The 22,552-nt window shown below is 53.1% G+C and carries 19 protein-coding genes; 16 read left to right on the forward strand and 3 right to left on the reverse strand.

The annotated features are described in order from the left end of the window. The first annotated feature begins 22 nt into the window (after nt 1-22). Nucleotides 23-1,669, forward strand: a complete 1,647-nt coding sequence (locus J2Z18_RS21475) for an alkaline phosphatase family protein (RefSeq protein WP_007130340.1) — start codon at nt 23-25, stop codon at nt 1,667-1,669. A 16-nt stretch (nt 1,670-1,685) separates the two neighbouring features. Here the strand turns inward: J2Z18_RS21475 and pdxR are convergent, their stop codons facing one another. Further along, complete coding sequence (pdxR, locus tag J2Z18_RS21480; RefSeq protein WP_007130339.1) at nt 1,686-3,104, reverse strand: MocR-like pyridoxine biosynthesis transcription factor PdxR; 1,419 nt, start codon at nt 3,102-3,104, stop codon at nt 1,686-1,688. Nucleotides 3,105-3,224: 120 nt separating this feature from the next. Between pdxR and J2Z18_RS21485 the strand changes: the two genes are divergently transcribed. Continuing rightward, on the forward strand, nt 3,225-4,199 hold the full coding sequence (locus J2Z18_RS21485; RefSeq protein ID WP_007130338.1) for a DMT family transporter: 975 nt from the start codon (nt 3,225-3,227) through the stop codon (nt 4,197-4,199). Between the two features lie 200 nt (nt 4,200-4,399). Then, nucleotides 4,400-4,750 (forward strand): DUF2512 family protein, encoded by a 351-nt coding sequence (locus J2Z18_RS21490; RefSeq protein ID WP_007130337.1) that lies wholly within the window; start codon nt 4,400-4,402, stop codon nt 4,748-4,750. Nucleotides 4,751-4,853: 103 nt separating this feature from the next. On the opposite strand, the gene J2Z18_RS21495 is transcribed toward J2Z18_RS21490, so the two are convergent. After that, the gene (locus tag J2Z18_RS21495) at nt 4,854-5,360 is read right to left on the reverse strand and encodes a DUF3231 family protein (protein ID WP_007130336.1); all 507 of its coding nucleotides are present in this window, start codon (nt 5,358-5,360) and stop codon (nt 4,854-4,856) included. A gap of 183 nt (nt 5,361-5,543) precedes the next feature. Here J2Z18_RS21495 and J2Z18_RS21500 point away from each other — a divergent pair, with 183 nt between their 5' ends. Together J2Z18_RS21500 and J2Z18_RS21505 are read left to right on the forward strand one after the other, a co-directional pair. Next, nucleotides 5,544-6,398, forward strand: a complete 855-nt coding sequence (locus tag J2Z18_RS21500; protein ID WP_007130335.1) for a manganese catalase family protein — start codon at nt 5,544-5,546, stop codon at nt 6,396-6,398. 248 nt (nt 6,399-6,646) lie between these two features. Further along, a complete protein-coding gene (locus J2Z18_RS21505) occupies nt 6,647-7,168 on the forward strand; it encodes a Crp/Fnr family transcriptional regulator (RefSeq protein WP_007130333.1) in 522 nt (173 codons plus the stop codon). On the opposite strand, the gene hmpA is transcribed toward J2Z18_RS21505, so the two are convergent. After that, nucleotides 7,132-8,340: an NO-inducible flavohemoprotein gene (gene hmpA, locus J2Z18_RS21510; RefSeq protein WP_007130332.1), complete on the reverse strand. Its 1,209-nt coding sequence runs from the start codon at nt 8,338-8,340 to the stop codon at nt 7,132-7,134. The genes J2Z18_RS21505 and hmpA overlap by 37 nt on opposite strands. Before the next feature lie 338 nt (nt 8,341-8,678). Here hmpA and ric point away from each other — a divergent pair, with 338 nt between their 5' ends. From ric to J2Z18_RS21565, 11 genes are all read left to right on the forward strand, one after another. Beyond that, nucleotides 8,679-9,377, forward strand: a complete 699-nt coding sequence (ric, locus tag J2Z18_RS21515; RefSeq protein ID WP_007130331.1) for an iron-sulfur cluster repair di-iron protein — start codon at nt 8,679-8,681, stop codon at nt 9,375-9,377. Between the two features lie 270 nt (nt 9,378-9,647). Continuing rightward, nucleotides 9,648-13,322, forward strand: a complete 3,675-nt coding sequence (locus J2Z18_RS21520; protein ID WP_007130330.1) for a nitrate reductase subunit alpha — start codon at nt 9,648-9,650, stop codon at nt 13,320-13,322. Next, on the forward strand, nt 13,312-14,847 hold the full coding sequence (gene narH, locus J2Z18_RS21525) for a nitrate reductase subunit beta (protein ID WP_007130329.1): 1,536 nt from the start codon (nt 13,312-13,314) through the stop codon (nt 14,845-14,847). The genes J2Z18_RS21520 and narH overlap by 11 nt, the downstream gene beginning before the upstream one ends. After that, nucleotides 14,840-15,409, forward strand: a complete 570-nt coding sequence (gene narJ / locus J2Z18_RS21530) for a nitrate reductase molybdenum cofactor assembly chaperone (RefSeq protein ID WP_040738713.1) — start codon at nt 14,840-14,842, stop codon at nt 15,407-15,409. The genes narH and narJ overlap by 8 nt, the downstream gene beginning before the upstream one ends. Beyond that, nucleotides 15,406-16,098 carry a respiratory nitrate reductase subunit gamma gene (gene narI, locus J2Z18_RS21535; RefSeq protein ID WP_007130327.1) on the forward strand — a complete coding sequence of 231 codons (693 nt, stop codon included), beginning with the start codon at nt 15,406-15,408 and terminating at the stop codon, nt 16,096-16,098. Before narJ ends, narI begins: the two co-directional genes overlap by 4 nt. Before the next feature lie 50 nt (nt 16,099-16,148). Continuing rightward, nucleotides 16,149-16,619, forward strand: a complete 471-nt coding sequence (locus J2Z18_RS21540; RefSeq protein WP_007130326.1) for a GAF domain-containing protein — start codon at nt 16,149-16,151, stop codon at nt 16,617-16,619. After that, nucleotides 16,616-17,695, forward strand: coding sequence for a sensor histidine kinase (locus J2Z18_RS21545; RefSeq protein WP_007130325.1), 1,080 nt, complete (start codon nt 16,616-16,618; stop codon nt 17,693-17,695). The genes J2Z18_RS21540 and J2Z18_RS21545 overlap by 4 nt, the downstream gene beginning before the upstream one ends. Beyond that, nucleotides 17,692-18,339 (forward strand): response regulator transcription factor, encoded by a 648-nt coding sequence (locus tag J2Z18_RS21550; RefSeq protein WP_007130324.1) that lies wholly within the window; start codon nt 17,692-17,694, stop codon nt 18,337-18,339. The genes J2Z18_RS21545 and J2Z18_RS21550 overlap by 4 nt, the downstream gene beginning before the upstream one ends. Nucleotides 18,340-18,511: 172 nt before the next feature. Next, entirely contained in the window at nt 18,512-20,035 is a 1,524-nt protein-coding gene (locus J2Z18_RS21555; protein WP_034273399.1) for a nitrate/nitrite transporter, read from the forward strand. A gap of 132 nt (nt 20,036-20,167) precedes the next feature. Continuing rightward, complete coding sequence (locus J2Z18_RS21560; protein ID WP_040738711.1) at nt 20,168-20,890, forward strand: YwiC-like family protein; 723 nt, start codon at nt 20,168-20,170, stop codon at nt 20,888-20,890. A gap of 242 nt (nt 20,891-21,132) precedes the next feature. Beyond that, complete coding sequence (locus J2Z18_RS21565) at nt 21,133-22,452, forward strand: MFS transporter (RefSeq protein WP_007130321.1); 1,320 nt, start codon at nt 21,133-21,135, stop codon at nt 22,450-22,452. Nucleotides 22,453-22,552 lie beyond the last annotated feature (100 nt).

Below are 22,552 nucleotides of genomic sequence, written 5' to 3' on the forward strand. Positions count from 1 at the left end.
TGTAGGTAAGGCGGGTGACGATATGCGAACAATGGGAATGAAATGGTTTGCTGTGCTTCTCATCCTGGCGGCTGCGGTAGGCTGTGGGAATAAAGAGACGAAAGAGCATGATTTGCTGCATGTGAAGTCCAAGCAGGGGGCCGATAAGAAGAAAGTGATCTTTCTTATGATAGACACTTTGATGGCCCAATCCATCGATGAAGGGATGCGTCAAAAGCAGCTTCCAACCTTTCAGTATCTTATCGAGAAAGGGCAGTATCATAGGGATATGGTCAGTTCGTTTCCGACGATGTCGGTGACGATTGACAGCTCGATGCTGACCGGAACCTATCCTCATGAACATCGAGTACCCGGGCTTCTTTGGTATTCGGCCGAGGAGAAACGGTTAATCAACTACGGAACCGGTCCGATGGAGATTCTGAGGCAGGGCGTGAATCATGTGCTTGAGGATGCCCTAATCAACCTGAACGGCCGGCACCTCAATCCGAAGATTCCTACGATCTATGAAGAAGCGGCCAGACTCGGGTTGACTTCCGGCTCGATCAACGGTTTGGTGTATCGGGGAAAATCGGAGCATACCCTCTCCATTCCAACGTGGATCGAGGTACCGACCTCACTTCATCGCAACATCAAGGTCAAAGGCCCCGATCTGTTGACCTTGGGTGCCCTCTCCAATCCGCTGAACGGCAAAAAGAATATGTCTGACAGCATTGCCAATCGATTGGGAATGGATAACAAATTTGCGCTGGAAGCCTTGGAATACTTAATCAAGGAGAAGAAGCTGCCGGACTTTTTATACGTGTATTTGCCGGATCTGGATCAGAAGCTTCACAAGAAAGGGCCTTCGGATCTGGAAGGCATCAAGAAGCTTGACGCTCAGCTTCATTCCATGCTGCATGCCTTCGGATCGCCCGAACAAGCGCTGGATGAAGCCGTGATCATCATTGCGGGCGACAGCGGCATGACGCAGCTGCTGCCGGCTGATCACCATTCGGAAATCGACCTTCCGGCCATACTGAACGGGTACCGGATCCTGCGTCCGGGCGAGCGGCCGACGGATGAAACCGATGTGATCCTCGCCGTGAATGAAACGATGGCTTACGTATATAACGCGAATGGGAAGTACTCGCTGCAAGAAATTGCAGGCAAGCTTCTTAAGGACAATCGTATCGACATGGCCGCATGGAAAGATGACGGATGGATTCATGTTACCCGCAGTTCTTCAGGCAAGAAACTGAAATATCGTGCGGATGGTCCGTTCTCGGACACCTATGGGCAGAAGTGGGCGATCGAAGGGGACATGGACGCTTTGGATCTGAAAGCAGGCAAGAATGATCGGGATGGAGGACAATCCATAAGCTATGGAGAATACCCTGATGTTCTGCAAAGACTGGCGAGCGCTCTTCATTCCCACGCCGGGAGCTATATGGTCATTACCTCGAAACCCGGATACGAGCTCAAAGACCAAAGCTCTCCGACGCATGAGGGAGGGGGCGGGCACGGATCTATAAGGAAGAAGGAATCGCTTGTGCCGCTCATTATTTGCGGAACAGACCGTGAACCCCGGTACTTGCGTATGATTGATCTAAATGCGTTCCTGCTGGATTTGCTGGTGGAGCCATCACAAGGCGAGAAGCAAAGGAAGATCGACGGAGAAACCGCGCGATAGCGCGGTTTTTTCATGGTTATTTAAGGGGGGCAAGCCGAGCGGATGACATATATCCCCGGGCAATCAGAAATGCTTTCAGCACCGCAAGCCCATCTTCGATCTGTTGAGGTTCCAGGTGACCATAGCCGAATAACAGCTTATTGGCGTGAAGTCCTTTGGCAATCGCGTGATATTCAACAGGTGTTATCCGGATCCGGTTGCTCCTGCACATGTCTTTAAAGGACGGATCGAACTGCATATCCTCGAATTCGACCGCAAGATGCAGTCCGGCTGCATCGCCCCATAGCCGCCAACGATCACCGAATGATGCCTTTAATGCTGTCAGGAGCGCTTGTCTACGTTCACGATACAGCTTGCGCATGCTTCGGATATGCCTGTCAAATTTCCGTGTCCGTAAAAATTCTGCTAATGCCGCTTGCTCGAAGGGAGGGTTCTGCACATCCGTATGCGTGCGCAAATAACGCCATCGCTCCTGATGGCAATGCGGAAGAATGACATAGCCGATCCGAAGGGCCGGGAACAGTACTTTGCTGAACGTTCCGATATAGATCACGCGATCCGGATCCATGGCATAGAGGGGGGAAACCGGGTCTCCGTCATACCTAAATTCACTGTCGTAATCATCCTCAACGATATAGCTGTCATTTTCCCTCGCAAACCGAATCAAAGCCGCACGACGATCGGCAGGCAATATTCCGCCCAGCGGAAATTGATGCGAGGGGGTTACATAGACAGGGCCGCTAATTCTTGGGAGCTTGTCTGTTAATAAGCCAAACTCATCCACCGGAACGCGTTTCACTTGGTAGCCTTTATTGATGAACGACTGGAGCATTTCGATGTTCGTCGGATCTTCAACGATAATCGCCTGATCCTGCCGGTACAACAGGTGGGCAATGACACTCAAGGCGTGGGTCGCGCCTGCCGTTATGAAAATATCCAGCGGATCGACCACAAGTCCTTTACTCCGGTACAGCCAGGAGGATATTTCAAAACGCAAGCTTGGCAGTCCCTGGGGGCCCGTATACCCGAGCATATCGTTAGACATCTCGCGGAAAGCCTTGATCGAGATTTGCTGCCACAAATAATTAGGGAACCGCCGGAGCTCCGGTTGGCCAGTACGGAAATCGGCGAGGAGGGGAAGAGGCTGTTCCTCGCGCTGCCGAGCAACCTCTTTTTTCTCCGTATGGACAGCTACGCCTTCCGCGATCCTTGTTGGAGCTCCCTGGCGGCTTACAACGAATCCCTCAGCCAACAGCATATCAAAAGCCTCATTCACCGTATTTCGGGAGATCTTCAGTTCCTCCGCCAACTGACGGGTGGAAGGAAGGGCTTCCCCTGCACGAAGCTTTCCGGCAACAATTTGTTCCTTGATTGCCAGATAAATTTGACGCTTAAGCGGAACCTCGATTTCTCGCCGCAATTCGAATCCCCACATAATTCCTCCAACTGGTTTGTATGAATTCAAGCTGAACTGGTTCTTCAACCAACTCCGATAAGATTGTACCATGTTGAGGATATCAAGCGACTATTGTTTTTTGTGAGGATGTGAACTCGGGTGGAAAGATGGAAAGGGATGTTGTATCTGTTCGGGGCGTTTACGCTGGCAGGTACTTCGGTTATTACGGCCTGGCTGTTGAACGGCAAGCTGGGCGCGTTCACGATTACGGCGATCAGTCTTCTGCTCGCGCTTATGATTCTAGTACCGATGCGATTGCAGGCGCTGGTTCGTACGCTCAGGCGCCGAGCCGGCACAAACTGGCGTCAACTGCTGCTTCAAGCTGTCTTTGGCATGTTTTTGTTCCGCATGTTTATGCTCTTTGGCCTCTCCCATACCAGCGCTGCGGAAGCGGGGATCATTACTGGGGCAACGCCGGCTATTACCGTAGTGCTGGCAAGTCTTGTTCTGAAGGAGCGGGTAAACCGCTTCAGTCTGCTCGGAATCGCTAGCACGGTCAGCGGAATTATTCTGATTCAGGGGCTGTTCTCGCAAGATTATTCCTTTACCGTACAGCACTTGATCGGAAATGTGCTGGTGCTCTGCGCGGCTTCTAGTGAATCGGTATTCAATATCCTGTCGCGTATGAGCTCGACAAAAAATGACGGACGATCTCAACAACCGGTGGATCCGGTTGTGCAAACGACGCTGGTATCTGCGATAGCGTTCCTTCTTTGTCTTATACCGGCGGGGTTTGAACACCCGCTTCGGTCCCTTGCAGGGATCGCATGGGAGGAGTGGCTAGCGCTGATCTGGTACGGTCCCTTTGTGACGGCACTTGCCTTTGTGTTTTGGTATGCGGGAATCCGCCGATGCGATGCTTCCACGGCGGCGGCATTTTCTGGAATGATGCCGTTTACCGCCCTGGTGCTGTCCGTGGTCTTGCTGGGCCAGCGGGCAGGAGTGGAGCAATGGGCCGGAGGGCTGCTGGTGGCGGGTGGCATGGTGCTGATCGGCGTGAACCAGAAACGAATAGGAGGTGAACGTAACATTGGCAAATCCGGACTGAATCTAAATACGGCTAAAAGAACTTAACAGTAGCAAACAACGGAGCGGGGAGAGGGGGGATTTAATCGATAGCTTGCATTTTCCCTGTATCCCCGATTTCAACGATGAAAATAAAACGACAGGGCACGCACACGGTTCCATTAGAGATCATTCTTGCTGTTTGATTGCGCTGAAACGGGTTATAAATGTAACAATTGGATAACTTAACTTCAGAAGGAGTGATAATTATGGAAAAGCTGTTGGTTAAGCTGCTGGTTCACGGCGTCATGATCACGGGCTTGCTGCTCGCTCTTTCAAACGCCACGCTGATTGCGGCCCTGATCACCGCGCTGGGCATAGGCATTGTTGCTTATCTGCTCGGGGATCTTCTAATTCTGCCAAGGACGAATAACATGGTAGCGACCATCGCGGATGCAGGCTTGGTATTCGTCATGCTGTGGATCATTGCCGATGCCGCCAATTGGACGCTAAGCTTCCCGGAGATACTGCTGCTTACGGTTTTGGCAGGAGGCTTTGAGTATTTGTTCCATATGTGGCTCCTGCGGGATCATACCCCGGTTCGAAGACAGCGCGCTTAAGCCGTGTTGGAAGCCGCATTAAACGACCGTCCATCGATCAAAAGGAAGAGACTCAGCCTGGCTTTGATCCTGCTGAGTCTCTTTGCTATTCGTGCGGCTGCTGCTATTCAGGCCTCTTCGCTTGGAGCGGCGGAGGAATAAGCCAGCCCTTCTCCTTGTTCATGCGAAGAATCCGAAGGCCGAGGGCCGCTTTGGTTGTATGGTATTTCGCAAACAAAGCGCCGATATCTTCCCGGATGCTCATTCCCATCACTTTGCTGCAAGAAGCGAGTCCTAGCGCATTCTCGGCAGCGATTTTGGCGGCGATTTCCGGATCGGTGAACCGGGCGCCCATCGGGATTTCCTCGAGCTTGGCAGGAGGCCGTTCAGCCAGCGCCGGGGCCGGCGTAATGCCGTTGTCGGTCAGCAATTCGTCGCATTCCTTCATTTCAAGTCTCGCTTGGTCGAGCAGGTCCTCAAGGATCTTCTTCAGCTCCTTGTCTCCTGCATGATACATATACGCCTCATAGCAAGAGATGGTGCCCTTGGCCATCATGGACGTTTCCCATACGCTGAAGATTTCGCCGTAATGCATAGGCTCATCTTTCGGATTGCCGCTTAAAATACCCAATATGATTCGCTCCTTTATATTTATTGAACATCGTCATTATGTACAGGAACCATGTATTTCATGCTGCAACTTCTTGGGCGTGCACAGCAGGTAATTATTACATAATCCCCAGCGTGCATGAAACTTGTCCCTGGGAATGAAACTGAAGGCATCAATACAATCCAGGAAAGCGGAGGCATCGCCATGTATTTCTACAAAGAAGACCTGATCAATTTGATCGTGCCGGATCAACCCGATCCCGCTGCCGCAAAGGTGCTGCAGGAAACGCTTGGCGGACGGTTCGGCGAGATGCGCACGATGATGCAGTTCTTTTTCCAGAGCAATAACTTCCGGGGACTGGACACCCAGTTTCGGGATTTGATACGAGGCGTGTTTTTGGAGGAAATCAGCCACGTCGAGCTCGTCCAGCATACGATCAACCAGCTGTTGACGGGAGCCGGCGCTGATGGCGCGGGCAATGCCGGAATCGATGAAGCTCCGCTGGATGAGGCGGTCAAGCACGCGAACCCTCATCACTTTATTATGGGAGCTCAAAGCTCGCTGCCGGTCGATGCGGCAGGCAATCCATGGATGGGCAATTATGTGTACGACCATGGCAATCTGGTGGCGAATCTGCTCGATAATCTCGTGCTGGAATCAACGGGAGTATTGCAGAAATCGAGAATCTATGAGATGAGCACGAACAAAACGTTCCGGGAAACGCTGGCCTTCCTGATCGTTCGCGACAACGCCCATCAGAACGCGTTTGCCAAGGCGCTGGAAACGCTTGGCGTCGAGTGGGGCAAGCTGTTCCCTGTACCGAATTACGATATCAATAAGTATCCGGAGTGTAAAAAATATGTGGATATGGGCTTCCATAATGCCCAATTCAATTTTCGGCTGGATAACACGCGAATCGGTGAAATTTTCAGCGGCCAGACGCCAAGCCGAAACGGCGGCAGTCTCCAAGTCATTCCGCCGCCGGAAGGCTTCCCGGTGCCGAACTTGCCTGAGCTCCCTAACGAGCATAGCCCCGGAACACGCGATCTGAATGCCTAACTTCGCGTTTCGCAAACAAAACCGCCTTTTGGTTCAAGGCGGTTTTGTTGCGGGAATGTACCACAGTACCAAGCAGCAGGGGGATCATGGAATTTCTATTAACGGCAAAGCCCGGTTCCTCAGAACGAACTGAGAAACCGGGCGGTTGCCATTACATCATCATCGCCTATAAACAGGGTTTTCTTGATCGTATCATGACGCTTACGCTATGATTAGAGACAGTTTCATGATTGAGGAGGTACCTGTTTATGATCCTACATAAAGGAGAAACCTTATTTCGGCAAGGCGAATCAGGCCCGCTGTTTCATGTGAAGAGCGGCATGCTCAAAATCGAGCGTGTACACCAGGACGGAAATGCTTTGCTAGTCAATTTGATTGTCCCCGGGGAAACGATTCCGCATCATTCATTAATTACGCCCAAGCCCTATTTCGGAACGGCGGTTGCATTAGTGACAAGCGAGATTCAAGTTTACCGTCCGGATGAATGGTATGGTTCCTTGGAGCAGGACCCGGTTCGATATCGTTCCATAGCGCTTCAGCTGCAGGATAAGCTGCGAATGATGCAGGAGCGGATTGATCAATTAAGCGAAATCGAGCCCATTGAGCGATTACACAAGCTTCAGCGGTGGTTCGAGCAGTATATCTCACCAGCGCGCCTTACGGATGTCCTGACCCAAGTGGAGATCGGCCAGCTGATCGGGCTGCGACGGGAAACGGTCAACCGGCTGCTCCGTCAGGAAAGACTTGCAGCAGGACCAAAGAACTCGTAATGGATCCGGTCGGAAGGAATATCCATTGCCAGAAGCGCGTCGTTGATCGTCTTCATGAACGGGATCGGACCGCAGAAATAATAGACTGCCGATGACCCGGGTACGGTATCTTTTAACCATGCCAGGTCGATCAATCCGCTCTTATGGTATCCGCCATCCTCTGCGCCCGGGTTGCTGTAGCACCACCGGTAAGAAATATTCGGATTCATTTCCGCGAGCTCCTCGACATGCTGCTTCATTGCATGGACATTGGCATTTCGTGCTGCGTGGATAAACATCACCTTACGCCCCGGTTGTGCTTCAACAGCGGTGTTCAGCATGCTGATCATCGGAGTGAGCCCAACACCGCCGCTGATGAGGACGAGCGGAGACGAATTCTCCAGGTTCAATGTGAAATCGCCGGCAGGAGCCGAAAGCTCCACGATCCCGTTCTCTTCAACGGACTGATGGAGATAATTCGATACTTTCCCTTCCGGAGTATCAATGCCTTCGGCCTCCCGTTTTACTGAAATCCGGTAGTATGGCTTGCCAGGCGCATCAGACAAACTGTACTGGCGGTTCAAGGTATAAGTTTCGCCGGGTATTTGCAGCCTGATGCTGACATATTGTCCAGGCTCAAAAGCGGCCAGCGGGCCTCCGTCCGCCGGAACGAGATAGAAGGACGTAATAACTTCGCTCTCCCGTACTTTTCGCTCGACCCGGAACGGTTTGAAGCCGCTCCACCCCCCGACCTGCGTCTCCGATTGCTTATACATCTCATCTTCAACTGAAATGAATGCATCCGCAATGACGCCGTATGCTTCCTCCCACGCCTGCAAAATTTCTTCGGTTGCTGCATCTCCAAGCACCTCTTTAATTGCTCCTAGCAGATGCTCCCCGACAATAGGATAATGCTCCGGTTTGACGCCAAGACTCCGGTGTTTATGCGCGATTTGCTTAACGGCAGGCAGGATAGCCTCCAAACGGTCGATGTGCAGTGCCGCTGCATACACCGTGTTTGCAAGGGCGGTTTGCTGGCGGCCTCGCTGCTGGTTGGCATGGTTGAAAATATTCAACAGCTCCGGATGCGCTTTGAACATATTCCGATAGAAGGTGGAAGTGATGGTAACGCCATGTTGTTCCAGGACAGGAACCGTTGATTTGATGGTTGCGATCGTTTTTTCGCTTAGCATAAAGCTGCGCCTCGCTTTCATAAAGTGGATGATATCATTATAGATAACCCGTTTCGCATGGTATTGTGATTTGAATCACATAAAATCGCAACAATTTGTGACTTTAAAATTTGAACAGGAACATTTACAGGTACATTTTAAAGAAGGTTTGCCGTTTCCTTTAGGGCTCCATACAGGGTTTGAATGGGTGCTTCTGCTTCGGGGCCTGCCGTTCACAATTTGTCCCCAATCCGTATGATTGCAATCACTGAGGCGGAAATAAAGGGCTGTCTATACTTGAGGCGTGAGAAACGGCCAGTTGCTAAGCTATGGCCACAAATGACAGGAGGTTGTTTTCTATGAGCACCATTACGCTTCATACCCATGTCTCGGATATCGTTTCCTCCGTGCCTCAGACGGCTGATTTATTCCGTTCGCTTCGCATCGATTTTTGCTGCGGCGGCCAGATTCCCTTGGAGAATGCGGCCGCACAGCGGCAGCTGGATCCCGAAGCTGTCCTGAATCAGGTCAAGCTGCTGCAGGACAAATTTGAGAAATACCAGGAGAGTCGTCCGGCCTCCCTGGGCGCTCTTGAGCTCATCGAGCACATTCAGCATAAGCATCATGCATTCTTGCGTGATGAATTGCCGGCTCTGACCCCATATGTTACTAAGCTTGCCCGTGTCCACGGAGAACGGCATCCTGAGCTTTTGCGGGTTCAAGAGCTGTTCACGCAGCTCAAGAAGGAACTGCTGGAGCACACGCAGGATGAAGATCAGAATGTCTTCCCGCTTATGGTCCGGGTCATCACCGAATCCGAGACGGATGCTGGACCGCAATTGCTGCACCTGATAACCGGGCTTGAGGAGGAGCACTCCAGTGCAGGCGGCATATTGCAGGAGCTTCGAGAGGTCACCAATGATTGGGAGCTGCCGGATGATGCATGCGGCACATACAGACTTGTCTACCAACGCCTTGCGGGTCTTGAGAAAGACACCTATGAGCATATCCATTTGGAGAACAACGTTCTGTTCCAAGAGATTCGCACGCTCCTATAGCAATGCCCATCCTGTTATTATAGATACCCATTCAAGAGCCTTTGCCCGCCGGGCAGGGGTTCTTTTTGCATCTGCATCTTCCCAAGATGGGGACCCCAGTGCGTGCCTGAAAAAAGGCTGCCGCCAGCATGACGAGGGATTTCCCCTGCGAATATAGGAGTTTCCCTAGTAGGATGCCTCCAGCGATACCTGCATAATGAATGCATACGAATGGACGATACATGGATTCCCCAACCATGGTCATTCAAGCAGAAGGAGTTGACGCGTCCTATGATACGCAAATCGGGACTGAAATTCTTCAAAAGAGTGGAGAGCTACTCGGACAATTGGTCCGTCCTGGAAGAGAAAAGCCGGGAATGGGAGGATATGTACCGCAAGCGCTGGTCGCACGATAAGGTCGTTCGGACGACCCACGGCGTAAACTGTACCGGCTCCTGCAGCTGGAAGGTGTTCGTGAAGAACGGAATCATTACCTGGGAGAACCAGCAGATCGATTATCCGTCATGCGGTCCGGATATGCCGGAATTTGAGCCGCGAGGCTGTCCGCGTGGAGCCTCATTCTCATGGTATGAGTACAGTCCGCTTCGAATTAAATACCCTTATATCCGAGGTAAGCTTTGGCGGATGTGGAGCAAGGCTTTGGAGTTGCACGAGGATCCGGTTGCGGCTTGGGCCAGCATTGTGGAGGACCCGGATCAAGCCAAGGCTTACAAGCAGGCTCGAGGAAAAGGAGGGCATGTGCGCGTAACTTGGCCGGATGCAACAAAGCTCATCTCCGCACAGCTGATCTATACAATTCGTAAATACGGCCCCGACCGGATTGCCGGATTTACCCCGATTCCGGCGATGTCAATGATCAGTTATGCGTCAGGAGCCCGGTTTATTTCCTTGCTGGGCGGAGAAATGCTCAGCTTTTATGATTGGTATGCAGATCTTCCGCCCGCCTCGCCGCAAATCTGGGGGGAGCAGACCGACGTTCCGGAGTCCAGCGATTGGTACAATGCCGGCTACCTCATCATGTGGGGCTCCAATGTGCCGTTGACCCGGACGCCGGATGCACACTTTATGACCGAGGTGCGTTACAAGGGAACCAAGGTCGTGTCCGTGGCTCCGGATTACGCGGAGAATGTGAAATTCGCCGATAACTGGCTCGCACCGAATCCTGGAACGGACGCAGCTCTTGCCCAGGCAATGACGCATGTTATCTTAAACGAATATTATCGGGAGCGCGCGGAGCCGATGTTCCTGAATTATGCGAAGCAGTATACCGACATGCCGTTCTTGATCATGCTCGATGCGCATGGAGACAGCTTGAAAGCCGGACGTTTCTTGCGGGCAAGCGATCTGGGAGACGCCTCGCCGAATGCCGAGTGGAAGCCGGTTATTCTGGACGCGGAAACGGGTGAAATCATCGTCCCGAACGGCACGATTGGCCAGCGCTGGGAGCAGGGAGAGAAATGGAATTTAATGCTGGAGCGGGAAGACGGGACACGAATCGAACCGGCTCTTTCGATGGAAGGTCATAATGCGGATTGGCATATCATTTGTTTTCCCTATTTCGATTCCAGCGGCAGCGGGATATTCGAACGGATGATTCCTGCAAGGACGGTGCGTTTGGCCGATGGAACAACATGTCTCGCGACGACTGTCTATGACTTGATGCTCAGCCAGTATGGAATCCGGCGGGTCGGGAGCGAGCTCGAGGCGGCAAATTACGAGGATGCAAGCTCGTATTATACGCCGGCATGGCAGGAGGCGATCACCGGTGTAAAAGCCTCGGTCGTCATTCAGATCGCCCGCGAATTCGCCCAGAACGCGCTGGATACCGGCGGCCGGTCCATGATTATCATGGGGGCCGGGATCAACCATTGGTTCAACAGCGACACGATATATCGCTCCATCTTGAATCTGGTGATCCTTACGGCATCCCAGGGAGTGAATGGCGGGGGCTGGGCGCATTATGTAGGCCAGGAGAAATGCCGGCCGATCGAGGGCTGGTCGACTGTCGCCTTCGCCAAAGACTGGCAAGGACCTCCGCGCCAGCAGAATGCGACCTCCTTCTTCTATTTCGCCACCGACCAGTGGAAATATGAGGAGTCGGGGGCGGATGCGCTGAAATCCCCGACCGGCGGGGATATCCGGTACCGCCATCCTGCTGATTATAACGTATTGGCTGCACGGCTCGGGTGGCTGCCTTCCTATCCGCAGTTTAACAAGAGCAGCCTTGCTTTTGCGGAAGAGGCGGAGAGAGAAGGGAAGAGCACAGCTGATGAGATCGTTCGGCATGCGCTTGATCAGCTGGTTAAAGGTGAGACGCGATTTGCGATTGAGGATCCCGATGCTCCGGAGAACTTCCCCCGCTCGCTGTTCGTATGGCGTTCAAATCTGATATCCAGCTCGGCAAAAGGTCAGGAATACTTCATGAAGCACCTGCTGGGCGCCTCCGACAATCTTCTGTCGGAGCCGAATGAAGAAGAAAAGCCGGAGGAAGTGGCGTGGCATGGCGATGTGGAGGGCAAGCTGGATCTGCTTGTTGCGCTTGATTTCCGAATGACAGCCACGCCGATGTACGCGGACGTGGTGCTCCCTGCAGCAACCTGGTATGAGAAGACGGATTTATCCTCAACGGATATGCATCCATTCGTCCATCCGTTTAATCCTGCGGTAGACCCGCTCTGGGAATCGCGTTCGGACTGGGACATTTATCGAACGATCGCCAAAGATTTCTCGGATATGGCCAAGACCCATCTGCCGGGCGTGTACAAGGATCTGGTTGCTACTCCGCTTGCCCATGACAGCAAAGGGGAAATCTCGCAGCCATTCGGTATGGTTAAGGATTGGAAGGCCGGTGAGGCCCAGGCGATACCGGGAATAACGATGCCGAATTTGACGGTGGTCGAACGTGATTATACGCAAATTTACGATAAATTTATCACGCTTGGTCCGAACTTGGCCGCCGGCAAGGTCGGCGCCCACGGCGTGAGCTTCCCGGTGGCTGAGGAATTCGACGAGCTGAAACGAATCAACGGGACGTACCAGGATGGAACGATCAAGGATGGGCTGCCCAAACTGTACACGGCCCGGCACGCAGCGGATGTCATCCTGAATATATCATCAGCCACGAACGGGAGGGTTTCCCAGCGAGCTTGGGAGGCGATGGAGGAAGACACCGGCATCAAGCTGAAGGATATTTCCGCAGACCGGGCAGCAGAGCGAATCACCTTCCAGAGCATAACCGCTCAGCCGCGCGAAGTCATACCGACCCCGGTGTTCAGCGGTTCCAACAAGATGGGCAGGAGATACTCGCCGTTTACGACGAATATCGAACGTTTGGTTCCATTCCGTACGCTAACAGGAAGACAGCACTATTACATCGACCATGAGCTGTTTCTGCAGTTCGGCGAAGCGCTGCCGGTCTACAAGCCGACGCTTCCGCCGATGGTGATGGGTCCCCGCGACAAGCAGGTCGCCGGCGGGAAGGATGCACTTGTTCTCCGGTATCTAACACCGCACGGGAAGTGGAACATTCACAGCACCTATCAGGATAATCTGCATATGCTGACGCTTTTCCGCGGCGGGCCGACGGTATGGATCAACAATGATGACGCGGATGCTCATGATATTCAGGACAACGATTGGCTCGAGGTATACAACCGTAACGGGGTCGTTACCGCACGGGCGGTTGTCAGCCACCGGATGCCGAAGGGCACGATGTACATGTACCACGCCCAGGATAAGCACATCAATGTGCCGGGCTCGGAGATTACGAAGGACCGCGGCGGCAGTCATAATGCGCCCACGCGGATTCACGTGAAGCCGACCCAGATGGTGGGAGGCTACGCGCAGCTCAGCTATGGCTTCAACTATTACGGACCGATCGGAAATCAGCGGGATGTGTACGTGGCTGTCCGCAAAATGAAAGAGGTGGATTGGCTTGAAAATTAAAGCACAGGTCGCCATGGTCATGAATTTGGATAAATGCATCGGCTGCCACACCTGCAGCGTGACTTGCAAGAGCACCTGGACCAATAGACCGGGCGCAGAATATATGTGGTTCAACAATGTAGAGACGAAACCGGGAGTCGGCTATCCTGTCCGCTGGGAGGATCAGGAGAAGTACAGAGGCGGCTGGACGCTGAACAAAGGCAAGCTGGAGCTCAAATCCGGCAGCAGATGGTCCAAAATCGCGCTCGGCAAAATCTTCTACAATCCCGATATGCCGGAAATGAAGGACTATTATGAGCCTTGGACTTATAACTATGAGCATCTGACCGCATCGGGGGAGAAGAAGCATCAGCCGGTCGCCCGGCCGAAATCGGCCGTGACAGGTGAGACGATGGATTTGGAATGGGGACCGAACTGGGAGGACGATTTGGCTGGTGCCCATGTAACGGGGCCGCGGGATCCGAATATTGAGAAGATCGAAGAAGAAATCAAGTTCAACTTCGAGCAATCGTTCATGGTGTATTTGCCCCGCCTGTGCGAGCACTGCCTGAACCCAAGCTGCGTCGCTTCCTGCCCGTCCGGAGCGATGTACAAGCGCGATGAGGACGGCATCGTGCTGGTGGACCAGGAAGCATGCCGGGGCTGGAGATATTGCATGACAGGCTGTCCGTACAAAAAAGTCTACTTCAACTGGAAAACGAACAAGGCGGAGAAATGCACCTTCTGCTTTCCTAGAATCGAGGCTGGACTGCCGACGGTATGCTCCGAAACGTGCACCGGGCGGATTCGTTATCTGGGCGTGCTGCTCTATGACGCAGACCGAGTTCAGGAAGTCGCGTCTACTCCCGACGAGCAGGATTTATATGAAGCTCAGTGCAGTTTGTTCTTGGATCCGCACGATCCTGAGGTCATCCGGCAGGCGCGGGCGGACGGGATCGCCGAAGAGTGGATCGAGGCGGCGCAGCAATCCCCGGTGTATAAGCTCGCAATCGAATACAAGCTGGCATTCCCGCTTCACCCGGAATATCGGACATTGCCGATGGTATGGTATGTTCCGCCGCTTAGTCCGATTATGAATGTGTTTGAGGGCAAGGATTCCGTAGCGAATCCGGATCTGATCTTTCCGGCGATCGAGGAAATGCGCACGCCGATCCAATATTTAGCGAACCTGCTGACGGCAGGAGATACCGCCGTAGTCAAAGGAGCGCTGCAGCGAATGGCGATGATGCGTTCCTACATGCGGGCCGAATCCTCGGGAGCCGAATACGATGACAGCCGATTGGAGCGGGTAGGGCTTACCACGCAGCAGGTGAAGGAAATGTACCGCTTGCTGGCTATCGCAAAATACGAAGACCGGTTTGTCATCCCAACCTCGCATAAGGAGCAGCATCTGGACGTGTACCGCTCACAGGGATTTGAAGGCTTTGAGTCGGGCTGCGGCGGCTGCGGGCCGGATAATCCTTTCGATAAGAGCGGCAAGGAGTTGTATGAAGAAAACTTCTACGGGGGGATATGGCGTGATTGATCTTGATAAGCTCCAGATGCAGCAACCGTCATTCGGTTTTTTTGCACGGCATCTCACCTATCCGGATAAACTGGACTTTCACCCTTCGCTCTTGGAGGAGGCCTGGGATGCGGGCCACCCGGCTTATGCTTCAATCAAGCGATATTGGGACAGCATGCATGAGTTCAGCTTGGAGCAGATTGAAGAATTGTATGTTCAGACGTTTGACTTTCAAAAAAAGACGACCCTGTACATGACCTATTTCAAGATGGAGGACAGCAGGGAGCGGGGGCAAATGCTTGTCAGGCTAAAGGAGACCTACGAGCTGTTCGGTCTGGAAATAGCCAGCTCCGAGCTCTCGGATTATCTGCCCCTAATGTGTGAATTTCTATATGCCGCCCGGTGGGAAGGGCACATGAAGGAAGCGACGGAGAGCCTGTCCCTTATGCTGGCGGTCTTGGAGGACGGAACGTATCATCTGTTGAAGGAGCTGGAACGGCTGGACAGCCCGTACTCCGGATTAATACGTGCGCTTCGCGACACGCTCAAAATGTGCACGATTCAGGAGGCGGAGCTCGGATGAACATGATGGATCAGCTCTTGTGGGTCATTGTCCCTTATGTCTGCATCGTGGTCTTTATTGTCGGACATATCTACAGATACCGGACCGATCAGTTTAACTGGACGGCCAAATCCAGCGAGTTTATCGAGAAGAAGCGGCTGAAAGCAGGCAGCCTGATGTTCCATCTGGGCATCATCCCGGTCATCGGGGGACATGTCGCGGGACTCGGCATCCCCCAGTCATGGATGGAGGCGGTCGGCGTTAATGAGCATTTGTACCATATCGGAGCGGTGTATGTCGGCGGCGCTTTCGGCATGCTGACATTGGCAGGCATGGTTCTGCTGACATCGCGCAGGTTTACGCTGCGAAGCGTTCGGAAGCTCAGCACGGCATCGGATCTGATCGTCAATGTGCTGCTGCTGTTCATCATTATTATGGGGATGTATAGTACGCTCGTTACGAATGCAGTGGAGCCGGATTTCAATTACCGGGAGACGATATCGGTATGGTTCCGCCAATTGTTCGTCCTTCGTCCGGATGCGTCACTAATGACAGAGGTGCCTTTGTCTTTCAAAATCCACATTCTGGCCGGGCTCGGTATTTTCGCTTTATGGCCGTTCACCCGTCTTGTCCATGTCTGGAGCGTTCCGTTGAATTATGTCGGAAGAAGATATATCCTTTATAGGAAGCACCGTAAATATGAATCGTAGACGAGAGAAGGCTTTGCGGCCTTCTTTTCTACATCAGAGGAGTTAGGGCTATGACGGTAATAGAACAGTCTGGCTATGATTATCAGCTGGAAATCGATAGGCTGCGGGATCGGTTTCAATTCGATTTCGTGTCGCTAGCGCTCGTCCAGCCTGCCGAAGACCGGTTTGTGCTGACGTGGCAGTATGCTTCAGGTAATCACAATGAGCGGTTTAAACGGATCGTGCTCCATTCGGGCAAAGGCGTCGCCGGAATTGTGTTCAAGACCGGAAAATCGATGCTCATTCAAAACGTTAACGCCGATATTGGTGCACGCGACTTATTTAATTTTCCGATCATTGCCGCCGAGAAGCTCAAGAGTCTAGGGGCCCTTCCGCTGTGGGTGGAGGCCCGGGTAATGGGCGTTTTGCTGGCCGGGTTCCGGGAGGAGAACCGGATGAATCCGGCGGTTTTTAACGATTTCCGGGAGCAGCTCGGGGTGACGTTAGGAGCTTTTCGGATCAGGGAGGTGTCGCAGACTTGATTACCATGACCGGGGATCGATTGAGCGAAATGCTGGATAAGCTGTACCGGAACGGTACGGAAGCCATCTTCTTTATGGATCAAAAAGGCGGCGTTGTCGGCATGAATCCGGCTGCCGAGCGGATTCTGGAGGTCGATGTCATTGAGCGGATTCAGTCGGGGATTGACGACTCGTTCTGTCAAACCTGCGAGGGATACACGGATGAACAGGAGCTGATGTCCTGCTCCCGATGCTATTTGAATTATCCTAAGGGAGAGTTTTCTTCCTTTCAAGTATATCTAAGGACAAGGGACGAAGGCATCGTGCCGTTCGCGGCAAGCTATCATACGATTGACGAAGAACAGGGCATCCGCGTATTGATGCTGCTTGATCTTACCAAACAGCTGAAGACGCAGGAAATGCTGCAGCGTAACCATATGCTGAAATACGTGATCAAAGCCCAGGAGGATGAACGCAAGCGGATTTCCCGTGAGCTGCATGACAGCGTCGCGCAGGAGCTCCTCAGCTCCCTGGTGGATTTGCGCGTGCTGAAATACATGAACGTAAGCGATGATGTGCTCAATAAAATCCAGCAGACGGAGCAGTCCTTGACGCGGCTGCTGGACGATATTCGGCATTTATCGGTAGAGCTTCGTCCCGCATCGCTGGACGATCTGGGCCTCGAAGCTGCGTTCAGATCGCACTTTAAATGGATGGAGAAGAATTATGGCCTGCTTGTGCATTTTTCCGCCGAGCTTGCGGCAGCCCGGTACAGCAACGAAATCGAGACCGTCGTTTACCGGGTATGCCAGGAGGCCGTGCTTAATGCGCTAAAGTATTCCGGGCTGGATGAGGTTTACGTGCGGCTGTGGGAGGAGAATGGGGGGCTTCAGCTGACCGTCCGGGATGAGGGCGTCGGCTTTAATATGTTTATTAACGAGGCGCAAGGGACCGGGCTCGGATTGTACGGCATGAGGGAGCGCGCGGAGCTGGTTGGCGGGCAGTTTACGCTGACTTCGTCGGCAGGCGCAGGCACAACGGTGCAGCTCAGTGTACCACTGTCTCAAGATGTAATGCAGGAGGGGGACCGTTCATGAAGATTGTCATTGCCGACGACCATGCCGTCGTTCGCAGCGGGTTCTCGATGATTATCAACTATCAGGAGGACATGGAGGTTGTAGCTACGGCAGCGGACGGGCTGGAAGCATACGCGATGGTAGCCAAACACAGGCCCGATGTGCTGCTGATGGACCTGAGCATGCCGCCTGGCGAGAGCGGACTTATCGCAACCGGCAAAATCAGTGCCGATTATCCAGGCACCAAGATTATCGTTCTGACCATGTACGACGATGAGGATTATCTGTTTCATGTGTTGAAGAACGGCGCGTCCGGATATGTTCTCAAGAACGCGCCGGATGATGAGCTGATCTCCGCCATACGGATGGTCTACGCCGGAGGCACGTACATTCATCCGCAGATGGCCACTTCACTGGTGCGGGAATTTATCAAGAAGGACAGCGAAAGTCCCGAGCAGGATCCGCTTAGCAGTCTTTCGCAGCGGGAGCTTGAGATTTTGCCTTTGATTGCCAAGGGTTACGGGAATAAAGAGATCGCGGAGATGCTGTATGTATCCGTGAAGACGGTAGAGGCGCACAAAGCGAAAATTATGGAGAAGCTCAATTTAAAGAGCCGGCCCCAGCTGGTTGAATATGCGCTCAAGAAGAAGCTGCTGGATTTCTGATACTGCTACGGACATTAGCCGTCGAAGGGAAACCATCTGCCTATGAATAGGGAAGTTCCTTGTCAAGGATCAGGGAACTTCCCTATTATCTTTGTGAATACATGCACTTACAATGGAATTGGGGATCCATGATACGAAAGCCATTCATTTTTCGAGAGAAAAGGTGATGGGGATGATCAAAAAAATGCAGCTGCCGCTGCAAACGATGAATCTGGTGCTCGGTTTTATGGTATGGGTGATCATATCCGCGCTGCTGCCGTTTATCCGCGAGGATATTCCGGTTCCTGCTGACCGCGTTGCCATCCTGACGGCCATTCCGGTGGTGCTGGGCTCCGTGCTGCGCATTCCGCTCGGCTATTATGCCAATATCGTCGGGGCAAGAGTTGTATTCATCGTCAGCTTTATCGCGCTTTTATTTCCGGTATATCTTATCAGCTCGGCTTCCACGTTTACCCATCTTGTGATCGGAGGGCTGTTCCTCGGCATCGGCGGCGCCGTATTCTCCGTCGGCGTCACCTCGCTTCCCAAATATTATGCCAAAGAAAAGCTTGGGCTGGTGAACGGCATTTACGGCATGGGCAACCTGGGCACCGCCGTAACGACTTTTGCCGCACCGGTGATTGCCACGCAGATCGGCTGGTCGAAAACGGTGCAACTGTATCTGGTTCTGCTGCTAATCTTTGCGGGGTTGAACGTGTTCTTGGGAGACCGCAAGGAAGTCATGGTTCGGACACCGATCATGGAACAGATTCGGGGCGTGTACAAGAACGACAAGCTGTGGTATTTCTCGCTCTTTTATTTTATTACCTTCGGTTCATTTGTCGCATTTACCGTCTACCTGCCGAACTTCTTGGTCACGCATTTCGAGCTTGCCAAGGTCGATGCGGGACTCCGCACTGCAGGATTCATTTTGCTTGCAACATTGATGCGGCCGATCGGCGGCTTTCTTGCCGACAAATTCAAACCGCTGTTCCTGCTGATGGGCGTGTTTATCGGACTTACGGTCGCTGCGATCCTTTTGGCATTCTCTCCGTCGATCGGTTTATATACCGTCGGTTGTTTAACGATTGCGGTCGGTGCGGGACTGGGAAACGGAATCATCTTCAAGCTGGTTCCGCTGTATTTCAACAAGCAGGCCGGGATCGTGAACGGCATCGTGTCCATGATGGGCGGTCTCGGCGGTTTCTTTCCGCCGCTGATGCTGTCGTTCATCCATTCGGTTACGGGTCAGTATGCGATCGGATTCATGGCCTTATCTCAAGTAGCCCTCGCCAGCTTTATCATCGTCGTCTGGATGTACTTTCAGGACAAACTTTCGGTCTCCTCGAAGGTGTTTAACTCGACAGGCCAAGGCATTCTTGTCACGGATCCGAATGGAAAAATCCATGCGGTCAATCCAGCATTCACTGCGCTGACGGGATATACCGAGGAAGAGGTGGTCGGGAGAAATCCGAGCATCCTGAAATCCGGACGTCAATCTAAGGACTTCTATACCGAGATGTGGACGGAAATTGCAGAACGGGGCAGCTGGCAGGGTGAAATTTGGAACCGCAGAAAGAACGGGGAAGAGTATCTTGAACTGCTTACGATCAATGCCGTAAAGGACGAAACGGGAGATATTATTCATTATGTAGGCACATTCAGCGACATTACGGAACAAGCGGCAGCGGGCCGAGCAACGGCACGGACAACGTAGGGGCAGGAGCGTCATCGCTGCGGCAGTGATTCCTTGATGAAGCGAAAGCCTTGGGAAAACCTGCAAGTATCTTCAAACATTTGTTGCCTGGAGTCAGGATCGAATATCAGTTGGAAAGCGCAGGGGAGAAGGATGAACCGAACGAAGATCGTGATACCTCGGGAACACGGAGGATGGGCGATGCTCATCGTCCCCTATATGATCGGAATGACGGCGGCCAAGCCAACCGTTCTGCATGTTCCGCTGTTTTTGGCATGGCTGCTGCTGTATTTCGCTTCGTATCCATTGTTACAATCGCTCAAGAGGAAAAAACAGACCTCAGAGGTGTATTGGGGAATCGGGTACGCTGCAGCCGGAGCGGTGTTTCTCATTCCCGTCATCTGGCATGCCCCGTGGATGCTGTGGTTCGCCCCGGTGCTGCTTGCATTGATCACCGTTAACATATGGCATGTCGTACGGCGCAAGGAGCGTGCGCTTCTGAATGATCTATGCGCGATTCTGCTGTTCTGCACAGGCGGTGCGGCTGCCTATATGCTTGGCGGCGGAACTGTCGGTAAAGAGCTGGCGGTTGTAGCCCTGGTGAATGTGGTCTATTTTGCCGGCACCGTTTTCTTCGTGAAATCCGTCTTCAGAGAACGGAAGAACAAGCGGTATACGGTCTATTCGCGGGCGTATCATGTCGCTGCGCCGGCCGTTCCTCTGATCCTCGGCTTACCCTGGCTCGCTGCTGCGTTTCTGTTTCCGCTTTGCCGAAGCTGGCTGTTTTCCGGAAAAGTCATCAAGCCGATGAATGTTGGCATTATCGAAATTATAGGTTCCGTGCAATTTTTAGGGATCAGCATGATGGTTCTTTAACCGTAAAGGGGGCAGCTCGCTGTGAACGCCTCCCAGGCAGCCGGCATTTGTCAGGGGTGGCGGGGGAAGGTCGAAGAACACAATTTGATCCCATACAAAGCCAAACAGCCTTGGGTGCATCGACCACCGAAGGCTGTTTTTCGTGCCGGATTCCATCAGGGGACATCTTTTGAAAAAAACAGGGTAGCGAGGAGAGAAATCTATGGTATTCTGAGGAATAGCATACGAAAGGGGAGCGGATCATGCCGAAACTACCGGAACGTTCTGGAAGAGAACAAGCACTTCCAAAGATTCAGAAGTACATAGAATCTCCCGTTCTTCAAGAACGGCTGTACAAGCGAACGCTTATTATCGTGATCCTGTCGCAAATATTCGGCGGAGCGGGGCTAGCGGCAGGCTTAACCGTCGGAGCGCTGCTTGCCCAGGAAATGCTTAAAACCGCTAGCTTTGCGGGTATTCCAGCCGCACTGATAACGGTAGGCTCCGCGCTAGGTGCTTGGTATGTCGGACGGCTTAGCCAGCGTTTCGGGCGGGGGCCGGGTCTCGCAACAGGGTTCCTTGCCGGCGGGATTGGAGCAATCGGGGTCATTATTGCAGCGTCCTTACAGAACATCATTCTGCTGTTTGCTTCATTGCTGATCTACGGTGTAGGCACAGCCACTAATTTGCAAGCGAGATATGCAGGGACGGATCTGGCTAAGCCTTCACAGCGTGCATCGGCGGTCAGTGTGGCAATGGTATCGACGACATTCGGCGCTGTTGCCGGCCCCAATCTGGTCAATGTGATGGGCCGGGCCGCAGAGTCGATCGGCGTGCCCGCTTTAGCGGGACCGTTTATCCTAGCAGCTGCGGCATTCATACTGGCTGGCCTGGTGCTGCTGGTGTTGCTTCGTCCCGATCCTTACGCTATAGCGCAAGCGATCGCTCAAGCGAACCGTACCAGCGCTGGGCCATCTTCGGATTCAACAACTGGGGACGGGAACAAACGGGGGCTCGTGGTCGGGACAGCCGTGATGATATTGACTCAAGTGGTGATGATCTCCATCATGACCATGACGCCGGTCCACATGAAGCATCACGGTCACGGACTAGGTGCTGTCGGCTTAGTGATCGGCATCCATATCGGGGCCATGTATCTCCCGTCGCTCATTACCGGTTATCTCGTGGATAAAGTGGGACGGCTTGCCATGTCCATCGCATCCGGCATGGTCCTGTTGATCTCCGGGATCTTGGCAGCGTTCGCGCCGGCCGATTCGCTTGTGCTGCTCATCCTTGCCCTCGCCTTGCTTGGCGTAGGCTGGAACCTGGGCTTGATCAGCGGAACGGCGATGATCGTTGACGCTACGCATCCAACTACCCGGGCTAAGACGCAGGGAACGATTGATGTGTTGATTGCCCTTGCCGGCGCTTCGGGCGGCGCGTTGTCCGGCGTGGTCGCAGCCAGCACGAGCTACAGCACGCTGTCCCTGGCCGGAGGCTTGCTATCGCTGGTATTGATCCCAGTCTGCCTGGGATCGATCAAGCTGGGTAAAACGGCAGCGCAATCAAGCAAAAGCGCTTAATCCGGCAACGGGTTTCATAGGAATAAAACAGCCTCCGGTCTGCTTGGTCCGGAGGCTGTTTTTACGCTGACAGAGTTTATGATTCGGCAGTGCTTGCGCT

It is taken from the genome of Paenibacillus lactis (assembly GCF_017873605.1).
Taxonomy (GTDB): Bacteria; Bacillota; Bacilli; order Paenibacillales; family Paenibacillaceae; genus Paenibacillus_AQ; species Paenibacillus_AQ lactis.